The organism is Pedobacter rhizosphaerae (genome assembly GCF_900111155.1).
Classification (GTDB): Bacteria; Bacteroidota; Bacteroidia; order Sphingobacteriales; family Sphingobacteriaceae; genus Pedobacter; species Pedobacter rhizosphaerae.
This window is the reverse complement of sequence record NZ_FOGG01000034.1, coordinates 37,713-55,031: the sequence shown is the minus strand read 5'-3', so window position 1 is coordinate 55,031 and position 17,319 is coordinate 37,713. Positions and strand designations below refer to the sequence as shown.

Here is a 17,319-nt window from a genome sequence, read left to right as displayed (position 1 = left end):
CGGCTAAGGGTACTGTGCCATGGAAGCTCCTCATCAAGGTCATATCCCAGAAAGAAAAGTACATCCATCCGCATTTTTGAAATAGTGATAATGCGGCGATCACTGTTCAGATTTTCAAGATAACCTACCAGCATCAGTTTTATAAAAACAACAGGGTCAATACTTTTTTGTCCCTCATCACCATAATAATTAGAGGTGGCTTTATACATAAAGCTAAAATCAATAAGATCTTTAAGTCGTCGGTAAAAATTGTCGGTAGGAACGGCATTTGACAGCTGGAAACTTACAAATAGTTTTTCCTGAAAGTGTTTCTTCCCTTGCATGTTTCAAAATATCAAGAAATAACAAAAAAATAAAGTTAAGTTATCAACCCTTGTTAGTTGTGCAACGGCCACCCAAGAAAAAGGTAAGAGCCCTTCTGGCGGTGAAGAAAAGAGAAATCATTAGATCGTAGCGAGACGCTACCAATGCTATTAAGTTAAGCAAAATGGTGTCTGAGCTTCCCGATATGAAATCCGGGATAAATAATCGAAGACCTTCTTAATAAGTCGAAAACTAAAATGAATTGCCCTTCGACAGGCTCAGGATGACAATACATTTTAGTTTTCTCCTTAAGTTAATAGCATTGGAGACGCTACAACTAGGGAAAGGCAGTGAGGAAAAGAGAAGGAAATTATTCTGGTTGGTAGGGATACCAACCGGTAGATTAAATCCTTGCAAACTCCCATTAATAAACGCAAATACTGATGTGCTAAAATAATGTCTTTAAAAATGAAGACTTTAGCCTTAATTACCTTCTTCATTATGCTAAAAGGCATTGTTTTTTAGTATAAAATATTATGTTTGCCATACCCGCTATCAGAGGGAAACCATGATAGAAAGAGATGAGACCGAACCAACAAAACTAAAGTATTCCCGCTTTGCAGCTTTCTATATTTAGCACTTCCGAACCGATTAAAATTGAAAGGGACAATCCTACAATTGCTTTAATGGAGACCGCCCATTATTTGATGGCCTTAAATTTTAGCACTGAATTTGAACTTTGTCACTTTGCCATTAATCAGTCTGGTGGTAATAAAATTGGAAAAGGCAGTTTTCGCTTTGTTCGGAATGGACATTTAAAAATGCATCCTAAAATTTATGAAAACCTCGCTTTAATCAATATTTCAGGTATTTGTGCCGCTACTATTGCCCGACATGGCAAAGAAGAGGTTCGCAGAGCTTATCAGAATTTTCCCCTGGATACTTCGATGATGGTGATGGAAGAAAGTGAACGTGATTATGAAGACCTAAAAAGGTTAATCAGTCCAATAGCAAGACACTTTTTACTTTCTCCGAGACAGGTTCAATGGAACATTACACTTGCAGCATTTTCCTATTTTCTTCATCCTGGTGTATGGGAAGGCGTAACCTGGTTAGCTACACAACTTCAAAATACCAATCAATCTAATGTATCTCATCTGGAATTATTGGAACATATCCCTCTACAGAATTTTTATCCCTCACTACAGGAAGCTGCCGAAGTTCATATTCTAAATCGTTATCCATTAAGCAAGGAAAATTTACAGGTACGATTAGTGGAAAGTTAGGTTATGGCTTGCTAAGGAAGGTTGGGGGATAAAGTTGTAGGTTATAAGTAGTAAGTTGTAAGTCTGGGTGTAGAAATAAACTTTGTGTTGCTCTGTGGTAAAGTTGTAGGTTATAAGTAGTAAGTTGTAAGTCAAGATGCCAAAATAGACTCTGTGAGCGCTGTGCCTTCACTTTGTGCCCTCTGTGGTAAAGTTGTAGGTTATAAGTAGTAAGTTTTAAGTCAGGGAGCCAAAATAGACTCTGTGAGCGCTGTGCCTTCACTTTGTGAGCTCTGTGGTAAAGTTGTAGGTTATAAGTAGAAAGTTGTAGGTCAGGGTGCCAAAATAGACTTTGTGTTTCTCTGGGCCTTCACTTTGTGCCCTCTGTGGTTAAATGTGTCGTGGGGCTAAAGTTGTAGGCTATAAGTAGTAAGTCAGGGTGCCAAAATAAACTTTGTGTTTCTCTGTGCCTTCACTTTGTGAGCTTTGTGGTAAAGTTGTAGGTTATAAGTAGTAAGTTTTAAGTCAGGATGCCAAAATAAACTTTGTGGGCTCTGTGCCTTCACTTTGTGCCCTCTGTGGTTAATGTTTCACGCGGTATTCAGACTGTCTAAGAATGCTTTAGCATTTCCTTCAATTTTAAACTATCTTTGTGTTATCCTTATGTATCATGCTTACCGTTCATATTCTGATAGTGAATTGGCCTTCTTGTTAACGCAAGATGATGAACAGGCATTTACTGAAATTTACAATCGGTTTTATGGTCTACTATTTATTCATGCCAGTAAGCGATTAAATGATGATGAGGAGGCAAAGGACGTTGTGCAGCAGTTATTCGAATCTCTTTGGATAAAGAGAAGTCAGGTGGAGCCTGATGGAAATCTGTCTGCATATCTATATACCGCCATTAGAAACAGAATTTTAGATGTATTTTCTCATCAAAAAGTAGAAAATAAATACGTTGATTCGCTGCAAAGTTTCATGGACCAGGATCACATACTGACCGATTATCGCGTAAGAGAAAAGCAAATGGCTGCCCTTATTGAGCAGGAAATTGCCGCTTTACCACCTAAAATGCGTGAAATATTTGTTTTAAGTCGTAAGGAAAATAAATCTCACAAAGAAATTGCGGCAGAATTAGGTCTTTCGGAGTTAACAGTTAAAACTCAGGTAAAAAAAGCATTGCGAATTCTTAAATCTCGTCTCGGCTTATTTGTTTATGTAGCTTTTTTGCTTAAAATACATCAGTAGTATGCTTTGCTATTGGTGTGAAATCGTCTTTTTCGTTCTGATTAAGACATTTTTTAAATAAATTTAAAAAAAAATAAATTTCTGATACCCCCAAGGTATAGGCTTCGCCGTATATACAGTAATCAGCCAAACTAAACTTTCATTTTAATGGAGAATAATGCAAAAAAGCTTTTAGAGCAATATCTTTCTGGTAATTGTACACCAGAAGAAGCAGCTATTGTAGAAGAATGGTATCTCCAGCTCCCTTTTGAAAGAGTGGCACCTGGCCATGAGCAGATTGAAACGAGCCAACAGGAGGTTTTCCAAAAACTTCATTTCCCCCGGAAGGTTAAAAGGATAGTTCTTTTAAAAAGAATTGCTGTGGCAGCGAGTATTTTGCTGTGCTTTACGGCTGGACTTTACTATCTCAACCGTAAAACTGAGACTGCTGCTTTACTGGTAAAAAAAGAACTGAAGGATGTACTTCCTGGCCGCAATAAGGCTATTCTCACTTTAGCTGATGGAACAGTAGTAGACCTTGATCAAGCCAAAAATGGCGAAATAGCCAGCCAGAACGGGATTATTATTCGTAAAGCGCAAAACGGACAATTAGAATATGTAATTCAGGATAATCCTTCGGCTGTTACCGGAAATAATGTGATTTCTACCCCTCGTGGTGGACAATATCAGGTAAGCCTGCCAGATGGAACCAAAGTTTGGCTTAATGCGGCTACTTCACTTAAGTATCCTTATTCTTTTAAAAAGGATGAACGTGTAGTAGAACTAAATGGTGAAGCATATTTTGAAGTAGCGAAAGACAAACGTCGCCCATTTAGGGTAATAACCAGCAATCAGGTGGTGGAGGTACTGGGAACACATTTTAATATTAATGCTTATACCGATGAACCTTCAACCAAAACTACGCTCTTAGAAGGTGCCGTTAGGGTAGATAACGGGAGGGGATTCCTTGATCTGCACCCTGGAGAACAGTCGCAACTGGACTTCAATAGCAGTCATTTAACCATAGCCAGAGGTGTAGATCTGGATCAGGAAGTAGCCTGGAAGAACGATATTTTCGCCTTTGATAACGCAGACCTCAAAACCGTGATGCGCCAGATTTCCCGCTGGTATGATGTAGATGTAGTATATAAAGGAAACATCACCACAGAGAAATATTTTGGTGATATACCAAGAAACAGTAATCTCTCTGAAGTATTTAAAATACTGCAATTGAACCACATTGACGTTAAAATTTCGGGAAAAACAATGACGATTACCGGAAATTAAATTAGACCACCGAACTGCCTTGAAACATAAATAATCAATCAACTAACTAAACCAAACTTTATGATGAAAAAGCTACCTGAAATTTAGATTCATACCTGAAAAACAAAACCGAAAGCGCGGCAACGCTTCCGGTTAGAAATTTGGACAAGCAGCTTGTTTTAGACCCAGCTGCTCATTATTAACCTCATTCAATACAAAGGTATGAAATTAACTACCCTTTACAACCCCGCGTGCGAAATGCGGAGGGTAAGGATTAAATTTTTATTGGTCATGAAATTGACTGCAATTTTATTACTGGTTGGTGCACTTCATTTGTCGGCCGCCAGCTTTTCTCAAACCGTAACCCTTTCTCGCAGAACTACTTCTCTTAAAAATGTTTTTAAAGAGATTAAAAAGCAGACTGGTTACTTTTTCTTCTACAAAGGCCAATTGCTTCAAGGCAAACCCGAGGTTGAAATTGAGTTTCAAAAAGCATCTTTAATTGAGGCATTGAATGCCGCTTTAAAGAATCAGGATCTCAGTTTTAATATCGTTAACAAAACTATTGTGATCAGCAAAAAGGAAGATTTACCCAAAGTGGTTAACCAGCTTGCTGCAAAGATCGAGGTAAAAGGTGTAGTTGCAGATAAGGCCACAGGAGAAACACTTCCAGGTGTTAACATAGCCATAAAAAATGGTACGAGTTTAGGCGTAACCAACGAGAAGGGAGAGTTTAGAGTAAGTGTGGATGAAGGAACCATCCTGGTATTCAGCTATGTAGGATACGAGCAATTTGAGGCTAAGGTTAGCGGAACAAAAAGCTTAAATATTAAGCTTGCACCCAAATCTACTCAAATGACTGATGTAGTGGTAACTGGTTATCAAACCATTAAAAAGGATACTTATACGGGTAATGCCATCACCATTAAGGGCGATGATTTGAAACGTAATAACCCTCAAAACCTGCTTAAAAGTATTCAAACTTTCGATCCTTCTTTTAAAGTATTAGATAACAATCTTTTTGGTTCTGACCCGAATGCATTGCCAAAAATTAATGTAAGGGGGGCAACAGCTTTACCTACCATTGAGGACACAGATAATATTTTAGATCGCAATAACTTATCGAGTAATTATAACCTGCCAGCTTTTATGTTGGATGGTTTTGAAGTGACGCTGCAAAAGGTAACAGATTTAGATATCAACAGAATTGAATCGGTAACGTTACTAAAAGATGCGGCAGCTACGGCCGTTTATGGATCCAGAGCAGCTAATGGCGTAATAGTGATTACCACTAAAGCACCTGTTGCAGGTAAACTTCAACTTTCGTACAATTATGAGCTGAGTGTAAATGCCCCAGATCTAAGCGATTATCATGTATTAAATGCTACGGATAAACTGGCTTATGAAAAACTGGCAGGTTTATACGATGGAAGAGGAAATGCCGGATATACGCAAGAACAACTGGATGCAGAGTATTTTAACCGTTTAAAAAACGTGGCTAGCGGGGTAGATACCTATTGGTTGTCTCAGGCCTTGCGTAATGCTTACCGCCAGAAACATGCAATTTATGTTCAGGGTGGAGACCAGAAATTTAGGTACGGCCTTGATCTTCGTTATGAAACTACTCCAGGAGTGATGTTAGAATCGGATAGAAACAGGTACAGTGGCGGTATGAATTTTACCTACAACCCAAGTTCTAAACTTTTATTCAGAAATGAAGTAACCATTACCCAGGTAACAGGACATAATTCTCCTTATGGCGATTTCTCTACTTATGTAAGAATGAACCCTTATTATCCAAAAACAAATGCTAATGGAGATATTGTTCAAGAGTTAGCTACCTGGAGGGTGGATACTCATCAACCTGGACCAGATCAGATAAAACCGAGATATGTTTTTAACCCATTATTTGAAGGCACTTTAGCCAGCTTTGATAAATCATCTAATTTTGAATTGATTGATGCCTTTTCTGTTGATTGGAGGTTAAGCCCGAGCTTAAACTTCAAAAGTCAGATCAGCTTAAACAAAAGCCAAACCAGCAACGATAAATTCCTTTCTCCTTTAAGTAATGCCTTTTACGAATACGCAAGTGATAAATTAAACAATAAAGGATCTTATACTTTATTAGAAAGCGATCGTTTAGCTATAGATGGTAAAGCAACATTAGGGTATAATAAACAGATTGGCGACCAGTATTTTAACTTAGTTGTAGGTGCCAATGTAGTTGCAGCAAGAAGCGACGACAAGTTGATAGAAGCACAGGGATTTTCCAATGACCGTTTTACCAATATAGGCTTTGCGCGGATTTATAAAGAGAATTCGGCACCTGGAGGTAATGTAACCGAGAATCGTTTAGCAGGAGCCTTTTTCTCTGGTAACTATTCCTTTAAAAACAAATATTTATTAGATGCTTCATTTAGATATGAGGGATCATCTGCTTTTGGCTCAAACAAACGCTTTGCGCCATTTTGGTCAACAGGTTTAGGCTGGAATGTTCATAAAGAAGACTTTATGCAAAATTTACCCTTCATCAGTCAGTTGCGCTTAAAAGGAAGTGCTGGTGTGGTGGGTTCGGTTTCATTCCCTGCTTATCTTTCCAGATCACTTTATCGCTACGAACCTAACAACTGGTACTCTACTGGTTTAGGGGCTCAGGTTTTGGGCTATGGTAACAGTAATTTGCAATGGCAGAAAACCAAAACCTATGATGCCGGGATAGATCTGGGCTTATTTGCAGATCGTTTGGTCATTTCACCTCGCTATTATTACAAGCTTACTAAAGGATTAATCACCGATGTTGATTTACCACCTTCTACTGGTTTTACCACTTATAAGGAAAACCTTGGTGATGTATCCAACAAAGGATATGAACTTTATTTTACCGCCAATGCATTAAGAACAGCCGATTTTAATATCAACATTACAGGTAACCTTGCGCACAATGTAAATACGTTGGTAAGTCTTTCTAATTCGCTAAAAACGCTAAATCAGAAGATTGATGACTATCAGACTGATCCGGATAAGAATGCACAATCGATACCATTAACACGATATACAGAAGGTCAGTCAATGAGCATGATTTACGCGGTAAGGTCGCTGGGAATTGATCCTCAAACGGGTAAGGAAATCTTTTTAAAACGTGACGGCTCTTTAACTTATAACTGGGATGTAAAAGATATCGCTCCTATAGCAGATGGCGCGCCAAAAGCTGAAGGAAACATCAATCCCAATATCAGTTATAAGAACTTTATGTTGAGCTTAAGCTTTTATTATCGTTTTGGTGGTTATACCTATAACCAAACTTTGGTAGATCGTATTGAAAATGCCGATCCGCGTTTTAATGTAGATAGGAGGGTATTAGACCAACGCTGGATCAAACCAGGCGACCAAACCTTCTTTAAAAACATTGCTGATTTATCTATCACTAATGTTTCTTCGAGGTTTATCCAAAAAGACAATTTATTGGAACTGAGATCTATTTATTTGTCGTACGATTTTAAACGTGAATTAATTAAAAAATACGGCTTTCAAAACCTGCGTACCACAATGACTTTGAACGATATTTTCAGGACTTCGAGCATTGAAATGGAAAGAGGAACGAGCTATCCTTTTGCCAGAAGTTTAACCGTTTCGCTATTGGCTTCATTCTAAACATACGAACATGAAAAAATACTTATTTATATTTTTAAGCCTCATTGCTTTTTCTTCCTGCAAGAAGTTCTTAGATATTCAGCCAGAGTCTGAAGTATCTAAAGAAGAGCTATTTAAAACAGAAGAAGGTTTTAAAGAAGCTTTAAACGGAGCCTATGTAGGCTTTGCGGGAGCTAATCTTTACGGAGGAAACCTGACTTTCAGCAACCTGGATATCATGGCCCAGAATTACCAGTTTACCAATGCAGATTTCATCCGCATTGCAGCCTTTGATTATACCCTTCCGAGCTATGTAGATAAAATAAGCGATATATGGACCAATGCCTATAAATCTATCGGCAATGTGAATCAGATTTTAGAAGTAATTGATCAACAAAAAGGCGTATTCAGAGATCAGAACTATGAAATCGTAAAAGGTGAAGCTTTAGCATTAAGGGCGTACATGCATTTCGATTTGCTGAGGATGTTTGGTACATCTTATAAAAACAATCCAACTTTTAAGGCAATGCCTTATGTAACGGTAGTAAGTACTAAAGCAACCCCGTTTTCTACCGTATCAGAAATAATGGATAAGGTAATTGCCGATTTGCAGGAGGCCAAAAGCTTGCTTAAAGGGAAGGATCCTATTTTAGCTGCAGGTTATGTGGTGGGCTATCCTAAGGGCGAAAAAGCAACCGAACTGAAAAATCCTTCTATGTTTTTACAAAACAGGAGGCATCGCATAAACTATTATGCCGTGGCAGGAGAGTTGGCCCGCGTTTACCTGTACAAGGGAGATCAGGTAAATAGTTTAAGCAATGCTAAGGAAGTGATAGAATCTTTAAAGTTCCCCTGGACAGTAAAAGAAGATTTCTTTAACGATGATGTGTCTAAACGCGATAGAATTTTATATAACGAGCTTTTGTTTGCATGGGCTGTGCCACAGTCTAAAGACCAGTTAACAGGACTTTTTTCTAACGATAATCCTAATTATGTAGCAACTGCCGATCAAATTAATACCATCTATAACCTAGGTACCGTTGGTGCAGATGATTGGAGATATAAGCAATGGTTTAGACTGGTTAAAGCCGCCAATAATTCCGACCGCTTTTACCTGCAAAAATACGTTGTAAATTCTACGCCCTTAGATAATCTTCATCCTTTGGTAGCCCCTGCATTGCGCTTAAGCGAAATGTATTTAATTGCAGCCGAAGCCAGTTTTGATACCAATCCAACAGCTGCTGTAGGCTATTTTAACACGCTTAGGGTTCACCGGGGTATTGGAGCAAATATTAGTGCAACCGTTTCTAAAACAGATTTTATAAATCTTTTAGAAGGAGAATACCGCAAAGAATTTTATGGAGAAAGTCAGAATTTCTTTATGCACAAAAGGTTGAACTTAAACATCATCACCACTTCGGGATTAATTTATCCGCCATCGGATAAAATATTTGTTTTCCCGCTTCCAATTGATGAACAAGTTTACAGAAATTAAAAACAGACCAGACGATGAAAAAGAATATATTTTATTTTTTGCTGCTCAGCATCATGTTTTGGGCGTGTAAAAAGAACGAAATGATGCCTTATATCTCTAGCGATAATGTTTACCTACATTATTTAGATGAGAATGGTAATCAGGATACGACTACCATTAGCTATTCATTTGCCTACAATCCAAGTTTAGCTCAGGATACCATCTGGATACCGATTATTGTTACTGGGCCTAAAGTTTCTCATAGCCGTCAGTTTGTGTTGAGTGTGGTAGATTCGCTCACTACTGCTGTTAAAGGCACACATTACGAAGCTTTGAAAGCGAGTTATACCTTGCCCGCAGATTCGGGAACTTTTAAAATTCCGGTAATCCTGAAAAATACAGATGAAACTTTGGCAAACAAGTCTGTAACCTTAGGATTGAGAACAATAGCTGGAGGAGATTTCTCAGCAGAACTCCCTTTGAACCTGCGCACCAAAAAAGTGATCTTTTCTAACCGCTTAGAAAGACCAAGCTGGTGGGGGTACTGGCAATCGCAATTAGGCGATTATGGAAGGGTTAAACACCAGCTATTTATTATCGTGGCTGGAAATGTTAGCCTGGTAGATACTTCTAAACCAAATGCTTACCTCGAGATTCCTCGTTCCCTTTATTATATTGATAATTTCCGAGTTTTTCTAAAAGATCCTGCAACGTGGATAGCGAGAAACCCTGACAAAGGGTATGTATTGGTTAAGAAAACCAATGGTAGTGATGAATATGAATTCTACAGTGAATCTGCACCTGCAAAGCGCTTTACTTTAAGGTTTTTTGCTCAGGTAAATGGCTATTTCTTTATTGATGAGAGTGGCAAGCAGATTATTATTTAACCTTCATTTAAAGAAACGTAGAGATGAAATTTAAATTGATTTTAGTACTGGCCATTGTGGTTGGTTTATATACGGCCTGTAAAAAGGATTTAGGTAACTACGATTATCATCCACCTTCAGAGCCTACATTGAGTGCCTTTAAAGACTCCACTTTCTCAGCGCTTTTAGGAGATTCGTTAATTCTGAAGCCTTCTATCGGTTTGGCTAATGCCGACCCACAAAAAGATTTGTCTTTTGAATGGAGAATAGATGTAGCTGAAGAAATTAGAAGTGATGTTTACACCGGATATCCGCTCAAGATTGTTTATAATCTGGCTCCAGGCCTGCGTACAGCAAAGCTGATTATTACCGATAAAAGAAACGGGCTAAAATATGTAGTCCCTTTTAAAGTTTTGGGTACAACGCAGTTTAGTTCCGGTAAACTGGTATTAAGTGATGATAACGGCATAGCCAGGTTGTCTTTTGTGAAGCCGGATAACAAAACCGTATTGGCCGATATTTACAAGTCTTTTCATGGAGAAGATTTGCCAAGCAACCCCGTACAGCTTTACTTTCAAGATCCCTTGCCGTACCAACCTATAACTAACCAGCAATTTTGGGTGTTGTGTAATGATCCGGCTAAGAAAAGTCCATTACTCGATGCCAGTACCTTGTTGCGTAAAGCTTTCTTCAACGATCAGTTTTTTACGCCACCAAATACTATTACTACTGGTCGCTTGGAAGCTTATATGGGTACTGTGCCAACAGGGGTGATTAATGGAAAATTATATGTTGGAGTGATGTCTACAGCACCGTTTGCACCCGACTATGGCAAGTTCGCCAATGAGCAGGCAGGTGATTATACATTGTCTAAATACTTTACACGTACCAATAGTTTCTATTTTGGTTTTGACACGAAATCTAAAGGATTCGTAACTTTTGGTGGTGACGGTAGTTATCTGGGTAAAGATTACGTGGTAGATACGGCAGGTAAGGCGTTTGATCCTAAGAATATTGGTTATGATAATCTGCTCTTTATGCAAACCGGACAAGCAGGTATGTTTTATGCCTATTTTAAAGCGGCAGATGGCAATATTTATGAACTGGGTTTCAGTTATACCTTCGATTCGGTAAACAAAAAGATAAAGGCCGAAAGTAAGCGTCTTTTCAAAGGCGCATCATTAGTAAATGCCGATACTAAATGGCTACGCAACAGCTTAAATGTTTTCTATTTCACCGCTAATGATAAAATATACCGCTACAATCCACTTAACGAAGACCTCAAAGTATTGGATGCAGATTTTGGCGGTAAGAAAATTTCTATGCTTAAAGTCAGTGCAGATGATAACACCCTAACGGTGGGAACAGCCGGATCGGTTTATACTGTTGATGTAAGCGTAGGTAAAAATGGAGTCATTACGCAAACCATAACCGGAATTCCAGGTTCTCCTGTCGATATTGTGATGAGGAAATAAACGTGGTTTGATCCCCCCTGGTCCGTGGCCCACGGACCAGTAAATGTTCTAATATATGGGCAAAATGAAATGGCCTGTGTGTCACAGACCAGTAAATGTTCTAATACATGGGCAAAATGAAATGGTCCGTGGCTCACGGACCAGTAAATGTTCTAATATTATGGGCAAAATGAAATGGTCTGTGTGTCACGGACCATGGGTTATACTTATGAAATAATAAAAAAATGAAAATAACTAAATTGATTTTATTGGCCTTGCTGTTTCCAATTTTGGCATCAGCACAAACGCCCAATTTCAGTTTGACTGGAAAAATTGGTAACCTGAATAAACCCGCTATGGCTTATATAGATTACATGGATAATGGCGTGGGGCACGAAGATTCGGTAGCTTTGGTAAACGGAAGTTTTAAGTTTTCTGGATATGTTTCTGGAAATGCCTATGCCCGAATGGCCCTTGATCATACCGGAGGAGGTAAAGGCCGTGCAGTTTACACGGGCGACGTAATTTATTTCTATTTTGGAAAAGAGCAGGTGACTATCACTTCTAAAGATTCTTTACAGAATGCCGTTTTTGCCGGGTCGAAGGTTTACGATGAATCTGAGGCTTATAACAAAGTTATAGGAGGAACCATCATGGCTTTAACGAAAGCGGTAAATATCGATTTCAATCGCGGAACGCCAGAGCAACAAAAAGATACGGCGTATATTAAAGCAGTAGATCAGCGTTACCGACAAAATATCCAGAACAGGACAGATAAGCAGTTCTTATTCGCTAAAAACCATCCAAACTCCTATTTCGCTTTGGTAGCCTTATCAGAAGCAGCAGGGAGTAAGGTAGATGTCGCTAAAGTTCAGCCTATATTTAATGCCCTGGCTAAAGAATTAAAGGCAACAGATATGGGCAGGGAACTGGCACAACGCATTGAAGCCAATGGAATTACGGCTGTAGGGAAAACTGCACCACTATTTACACAGAATGATGCTGTAGGCAAACCTGTTTCCTTAGCTAGCTTAAAAGGAAAAGTAGTATTGGTGGAGTTCTGGGCCAGCTGGTGTGGCCCTTGCAGAGCTGAAAATCCAAATCTGGTAAAACAATACAATACTTATAAGGACAAGGGGTTCGAAATCATCTCAGTATCGCTCGATAATGTAAAAGAACGCTGGTTAGAAGCTATTGAAAAGGATGGTTTAGCCTGGATCCATGTTTCAGATTTAAAAGGCTGGAATAGTGAGGTTGGCCGTTTATACGGTGTACGTGCGGTGCCCGCTAGCTTCCTTGTAGATGCACAAGGCAAGATTATTGGCAATGGTTTAAGGGGAGAACCTTTAAATAAAAAATTGGCAGAAATATTCAACTAGTTAAAAAGCTCAATCTTCAATAATGAAAAAAATACTATTGCTGCTGATAAGCGTTTGCCTGATACAGGTGTATGCTTTAGCAGCACAGCGTAACAAGATTGCATTAAGGGTTTTATATGTTGGATATAATCCGGAAAAGCCTATGCCGAAGAGTGTAGTCTACTATTCTACTACACCTTCAATTATAGAGAAAGTTTACCAAGGCCGAATGGCCGATTTTAAGGCGTTTTTAGCGCAACGTTTTACGGCAGTTCAGGTAGTAGATGTGGCTGATTACAAGGTGGAAATGTCTGATGAGGTTGATGTAACCATTATGGATGCAGGTCCGGTTAAAATCCCCGAAAGCTTTAACCGCCCAATGATTTTAATGCATGCCATGGCACCTAATGTAGGGTTGCCATTAGGGTTAAAATTCGATTGGTATTGCCAGTGTCTGGATAATGAAGCCTTGAATATTAAAACCAGTCACCCTATTTTCAATACGCCCAATGCAGTAAAGTTAAGCATGAAAAAAAAGCCAACACCAGGCTCTTTTTTTAACGGGCATCAAGACGAAAAAACACCAAGGGAAATGGATAGGTGGCAAGTAGTAAAACAGGGTTTTTCTTCCAGCGAACCTTATCTAATTGGTATGGTTTCACATGGAGAAGGCTTTAACGATTCGCCAGATGCCGAATCTCTTTCTGGAGGTGTTTGCTTAAAAAACGCAGAAGCTGTGGCATTAGGTCGCCAGGGTAACTACTTTATGTGGGGATTTGCTGGCTCTCCTAATTATATGACCACAGAAGCACAAGATGTATTTGTAAATGCAGTGTGCTATATTAAGAAATTCGATCGTCTCGCGGCAATAGTTAAGAAGGTTCAGATTGAAACCCGTTCTGGGATTGATGAACTGGTTTATCGGTTAGATAAGAAACTTTATGATCAGGCCATCATTTCGAGAAAGGAAGGCAATTTAAGAATGCTTAAACTGCAGGAAGAATTGAAAGCCAGGAAAGCAAAAGGAGAAGATATTGGCCATGGAAATGAGATGTTTTTGAAGATGCCGGTTACCAACGATACTCAATCTTTTGAGAGTTATCTAAAGGGTTTTGTAGGCGATTCGTTGTTTACTCAATTTGGAACCAATACTTCAGCTTATCACCAGTATTACCGCCAGAATTATGAATATTTTTATCCTTCCGGAACTTATACCCTGCAACTGGATCGGGATGCACAAAAATTAGGTATCTCTAACCGCAAGCTGGCCATATTAGAAAAATGTGTTAGCCTTTTGGAAGCCCACAAAGATACTGAACTGGCATTGCGTGTTTTACAGCGATACACTACAGAGAAATTCATTACAGCTTCCGAATGGAGAAACTGGCTGAATGAAAATAAAAACAACCTTTTCTATACAGAATCCGGAGGCTTTAAGTTTATGGTAAATACTTTTGGCAAGCGCATAGAGAATGTTCCTGTACAAAGTTATCAGTTGCCTAAAGCAGTAGAAAGTGCAGAACCCACGGCTGCAGATCCGGTTTCTATCTCGGCCAGGTTCATCCCCGGAAAGGGGAATAAACAAGATAGCCTGCTTATAGAAGCCAGGATTTTAAAAGGTTGGCATATTTATGCTTATGTGGGTAAAGACAATCCATTTATTCCCTCAGAAGTTAAATTAGATTTGCCAGAAGGAATTACGGCCGATCTTCAAACCCCATGGGAAACAACGGCTGCAATTCCCTGTCCAGGAAATCCTGATATATTCATTTTTGAAGGAACGGCTCAGTTTCGCCTCGCCATTGATTACAGTAAGGCTAAAGCAGGAGCTAAGATCAAATGTGGCTTGTATTATCAGGCCTGCGATGCCACCAAATGCTTTCCACCCAAAGAAAAGCTAATAGAAATTTCCATCTAATCTACCTATGCGCTCGGTATGGTCCTAAAAAGGCCATGCCTTTTTTTAGGTTCAATAAAATATTAAGCATGAAATGTCAATTCAGGCCAGTTTTAATGGCCTTTGTATGCCTGGTTGGTTTTAATACCACAATATGTGCACAAGCAATTTCAAAAGATAAAAAATCACTTCAGCAGCAGTTGCTATCTGAAGTAGTATCAGAAAACGCTCCGAATTTCAGTTTGAAGGATCAAAATGGGAAGGAGGTTTCTTTGAACGATTTTAAAGGGAAGGTGCTGGTTTTAGATTTTTGGTCTACCTGGTGTGTACCTTGTAAAAAGTCTTTCCCTGCCATGCAGTTGGCACAGCAACGATATGCCCAAGACCCCTCCGTTAAATTTCTATTTATCCATACCTGGGAAACCAGCAAAACTGCAACCGAGGAGGTGAAAAAATACCTCAGTACAGCTGGCTTTGATTTTCAGGTACTGATGGATTTAAAGGATGCATCAGGGCATAATTCCATGGTAGAAAATTATCAGGTAAGTGCAATCCCTGCAAAGTTTATCATTGATAAAAAAGGAAAAATTGTATTTAAGCTTACAGGTTTTACAGGCAGTGATGCTGAAGCCGTAGAAGAAATTTCCACCAGGATTGAAATTGCCAAAACCCATTAATAAAATATGAATAACGTATACAGAAGTATTCTGATTGCGTCAGTAATGATGCTGAGCACTTGGAATGTCCTGGCTCAAAAGAAACAGATTGAGCAATTTCAAGTGCTTATAAACGAAGCTGTAAAGAAAGCGTATCCCGCCAGCGTGCGGATGTGGGGCTTTGATGTGCAGCAGAACCAGCGAACCAGCGCCCAGTTTAGCGGGGTAGTGGTAAGTGCCGATGGTTATATTCTGACGGCGGCTCATACTACAGTACCAGGTAAAAATTACAAAGTCTTTTTCCCCGATGGTAGGGAATGCATCGCATTGGCGCTGGGGAGAATAGATAACCCAACTACGCCGGGAATGCCAGATGTGGGAATGATGAAGATTTTGGATAAGGGGAGTTGGCCCTATGCCGAAATGGGCTACTCAGGAAGCTTGGTAGAAAATGAACCTTGCATCAGTATTTCTTATCCCGAAAGTTTGAATCAGGCTTTGCCTACCTTGCGCTTAGGGCAGATTGCCGAAGTAAAAAATACCTATGGTTTTATCCGTTCTACCTGCAAGATGGAGCCTGGCGATTCGGGTGGACCGCTATTTGATTATTATGGTAGAGTAATTGGCCTGCATAGCGCAATAGATGTTGCAGAAGATCAGAATTTTGAAATTCCCGTAGATTTATACCGGAAATACTGGACAGCCCTGCAGAAGGAGAAGACGTATACTGCTTTTCCAGAACAGCAGGACTCATGGAAACAAGACCCCTTGTTTGCAACTATCCAAAAGGATAATAAGCAAAAAAGGCTTCATCCTTTTTTTGAAAAGCTGCATAAAAATAGTTCATCTTTATTACTTCAAAGCACTGTTAAGGGCAAAATTCAGCAGGTAGAAGGAACCCTTTTCAATCACAATATTGCTGGTGTAAAACGTCAGTTTCTCGTAAGTAAAAATACTTTATTGGGTGAGAATCCAGGTCTGGTTTCTGATAAACAAAATCAGCTTATGGTTTTGGCCAGAGATAAGTCCAGCGACCTCGTGCTGTTAGCACTAAAGCAACCCATTAAAGGTGGGATTGATTTCCAAGGGATTACTACAGATTCTTCCGTGATAACGATGGGAAAATTTATTTATACATTGAATCCTAATGGAACCGCTACCCAAAGTGTATTAAGCAGTGTTTTGTTTAGCTTACCAAAAATCGCCAGCCAGGCATATTTAGGGGCAATGGTGATGTTTAATTCTCAGCCAGCGCAGTTTTCATTGATTAAACCAAACACTCCGGCAAGCAATGCAGGTATAAAAGTAGGTGATGAGTTATTAAGCATAAATGGTAAAACCATCAGCAAAGCCAGCGAATTTGCTCCGGCGTTAATGAAATTATGGCCCGATGATGAACTTACGTTAAGCTGGAAAAATACTTCTGGCATTTTCACCAAAACCTTTACTTTAGACGGCCTGACACCTGCCGCTTCTAACCACCCGGCAGATAAATTTGAAGGCGGAAAATCTGCACGACGCGATGGATTTGCCAGCGTATTTGCACATGATGCTGCCATTAAAGCTAACGAATGTGGATCGCCAGTATTCGATCAACAAGGAAATTTTTTGGGAATTAATATCGCCAGATTCAGTAGAACTTGCACTTTGGTTATGCCGGCAACTGTGGTTAAGAAATTTATAGAGCGCTCATTGTAGCGTAATTGCAATCATAATCGTCCTGCTGAACTTGTTTCAGCATCTTAAAGAAAATGCTTTACTGCAACCTTCGGCTTTGTGTTTCTTTGTGAATTCTCTGCGCGCTCTGCGGTTAGATGACCTGTGGCTTGTGACTAAGAGTAAATATCCTCTCAATCGTCCTGCTGAACTTGTTTCAGCATCTTAAAGAAAAGACTTTACTGCAAATTTCGGCTTTGTGTT

General features: G+C 39.4%; 12 protein-coding genes. 11 read left to right on the top strand and 1 reads right to left on the bottom strand.

The genetic code is table 11. From position 1 onward, the window contains the following. Positions 1-323 (bottom strand): transposase (locus BMX11_RS19910; protein WP_139180236.1); only part of this gene is annotated, 323 nt, incomplete at its 3' end. 666 nt (positions 324-989) lie between these two features. Here BMX11_RS19910 and BMX11_RS19905 point away from each other — a divergent pair. The 11 genes from BMX11_RS19905 (at position 990) to BMX11_RS19855 (ending at position 17,097) form a co-directional block, all read left to right on the top strand. Continuing rightward, the gene (locus BMX11_RS19905) at positions 990-1,589 is read left to right on the top strand and encodes a hypothetical protein (RefSeq protein WP_139180235.1); all 600 of its coding nucleotides are present in this window, start codon (positions 990-992) and stop codon (positions 1,587-1,589) included. A 642-nt stretch (positions 1,590-2,231) separates the two neighbouring features. After that, positions 2,232-2,819, top strand: coding sequence for an RNA polymerase sigma factor (locus tag BMX11_RS19900; protein ID WP_090887861.1), 588 nt, complete (start codon positions 2,232-2,234; stop codon positions 2,817-2,819). A 147-nt stretch (positions 2,820-2,966) separates the two neighbouring features. Beyond that, on the top strand, positions 2,967-4,085 hold the full coding sequence (locus BMX11_RS19895; protein WP_090887850.1) for a FecR family protein: 1,119 nt from the start codon (positions 2,967-2,969) through the stop codon (positions 4,083-4,085). A gap of 270 nt (positions 4,086-4,355) precedes the next feature. After that, positions 4,356-7,715: a SusC/RagA family TonB-linked outer membrane protein gene (locus BMX11_RS19890; RefSeq protein WP_245738724.1), complete on the top strand. Its 3,360-nt coding sequence runs from the start codon at positions 4,356-4,358 to the stop codon at positions 7,713-7,715. A 10-nt stretch (positions 7,716-7,725) separates the two neighbouring features. Further along, a complete protein-coding gene (locus tag BMX11_RS19885; RefSeq protein WP_090887845.1) occupies positions 7,726-9,189 on the top strand; it encodes a RagB/SusD family nutrient uptake outer membrane protein in 1,464 nt (487 codons plus the stop codon). Positions 9,190-9,203: 14 nt separating this feature from the next. Further along, entirely contained in the window at positions 9,204-10,055 is an 852-nt protein-coding gene (locus tag BMX11_RS19880) for a DUF4843 domain-containing protein (RefSeq protein WP_090887843.1), read from the top strand. A gap of 23 nt (positions 10,056-10,078) precedes the next feature. Further along, the gene (locus tag BMX11_RS19875) at positions 10,079-11,509 is read left to right on the top strand and encodes a PKD-like family lipoprotein (protein ID WP_090887840.1); all 1,431 of its coding nucleotides are present in this window, start codon (positions 10,079-10,081) and stop codon (positions 11,507-11,509) included. A gap of 224 nt (positions 11,510-11,733) precedes the next feature. Then, entirely contained in the window at positions 11,734-12,867 is a 1,134-nt protein-coding gene (locus BMX11_RS19870) for a TlpA disulfide reductase family protein (protein ID WP_090887837.1), read from the top strand. Between the two features lie 22 nt (positions 12,868-12,889). Next, positions 12,890-14,764 carry a protein-disulfide reductase DsbD domain-containing protein gene (locus BMX11_RS19865; protein WP_090887834.1) on the top strand — a complete coding sequence of 625 codons (1,875 nt, stop codon included), beginning with the start codon at positions 12,890-12,892 and terminating at the stop codon, positions 14,762-14,764. A 68-nt stretch (positions 14,765-14,832) separates the two neighbouring features. After that, entirely contained in the window at positions 14,833-15,420 is a 588-nt protein-coding gene (locus BMX11_RS19860) for a TlpA family protein disulfide reductase (protein ID WP_175474629.1), read from the top strand. A 6-nt stretch (positions 15,421-15,426) separates the two neighbouring features. After that, entirely contained in the window at positions 15,427-17,097 is a 1,671-nt protein-coding gene (locus BMX11_RS19855; protein ID WP_090887827.1) for a trypsin-like peptidase domain-containing protein, read from the top strand. Positions 17,098-17,319: the final 222 nt, after the last annotated feature.

Excerpts from the sequence above, each read along its gene's own strand:
- BMX11_RS19905 (WP_139180235.1), top strand. The coding sequence starts at position 990 with ATGGAGACCGCCCATTATTTGATGGCCTTAAATTTTAGCACTGAATTT.
- BMX11_RS19900 (WP_090887861.1), top strand. The coding sequence starts at position 2,232 with ATGTATCATGCTTACCGTTCATATTCTGATAGTGAATTGGCCTTCTTG.
- BMX11_RS19895 (WP_090887850.1), top strand. The coding sequence starts at position 2,967 with ATGGAGAATAATGCAAAAAAGCTTTTAGAGCAATATCTTTCTGGTAAT.
- BMX11_RS19890 (WP_245738724.1), top strand. The coding sequence starts at position 4,356 with ATGAAATTGACTGCAATTTTATTACTGGTTGGTGCACTTCATTTGTCG.
- BMX11_RS19885 (WP_090887845.1), top strand. The coding sequence starts at position 7,726 with ATGAAAAAATACTTATTTATATTTTTAAGCCTCATTGCTTTTTCTTCC.
- BMX11_RS19880 (WP_090887843.1), top strand. The coding sequence starts at position 9,204 with ATGAAAAAGAATATATTTTATTTTTTGCTGCTCAGCATCATGTTTTGG.
- BMX11_RS19875 (WP_090887840.1), top strand. The coding sequence starts at position 10,079 with ATGAAATTTAAATTGATTTTAGTACTGGCCATTGTGGTTGGTTTATAT.
- BMX11_RS19870 (WP_090887837.1), top strand. The coding sequence starts at position 11,734 with ATGAAAATAACTAAATTGATTTTATTGGCCTTGCTGTTTCCAATTTTG.
- BMX11_RS19865 (WP_090887834.1), top strand. The coding sequence starts at position 12,890 with ATGAAAAAAATACTATTGCTGCTGATAAGCGTTTGCCTGATACAGGTG.
- BMX11_RS19860 (WP_175474629.1), top strand. The coding sequence starts at position 14,833 with ATGAAATGTCAATTCAGGCCAGTTTTAATGGCCTTTGTATGCCTGGTT.
- BMX11_RS19855 (WP_090887827.1), top strand. The coding sequence starts at position 15,427 with ATGAATAACGTATACAGAAGTATTCTGATTGCGTCAGTAATGATGCTG.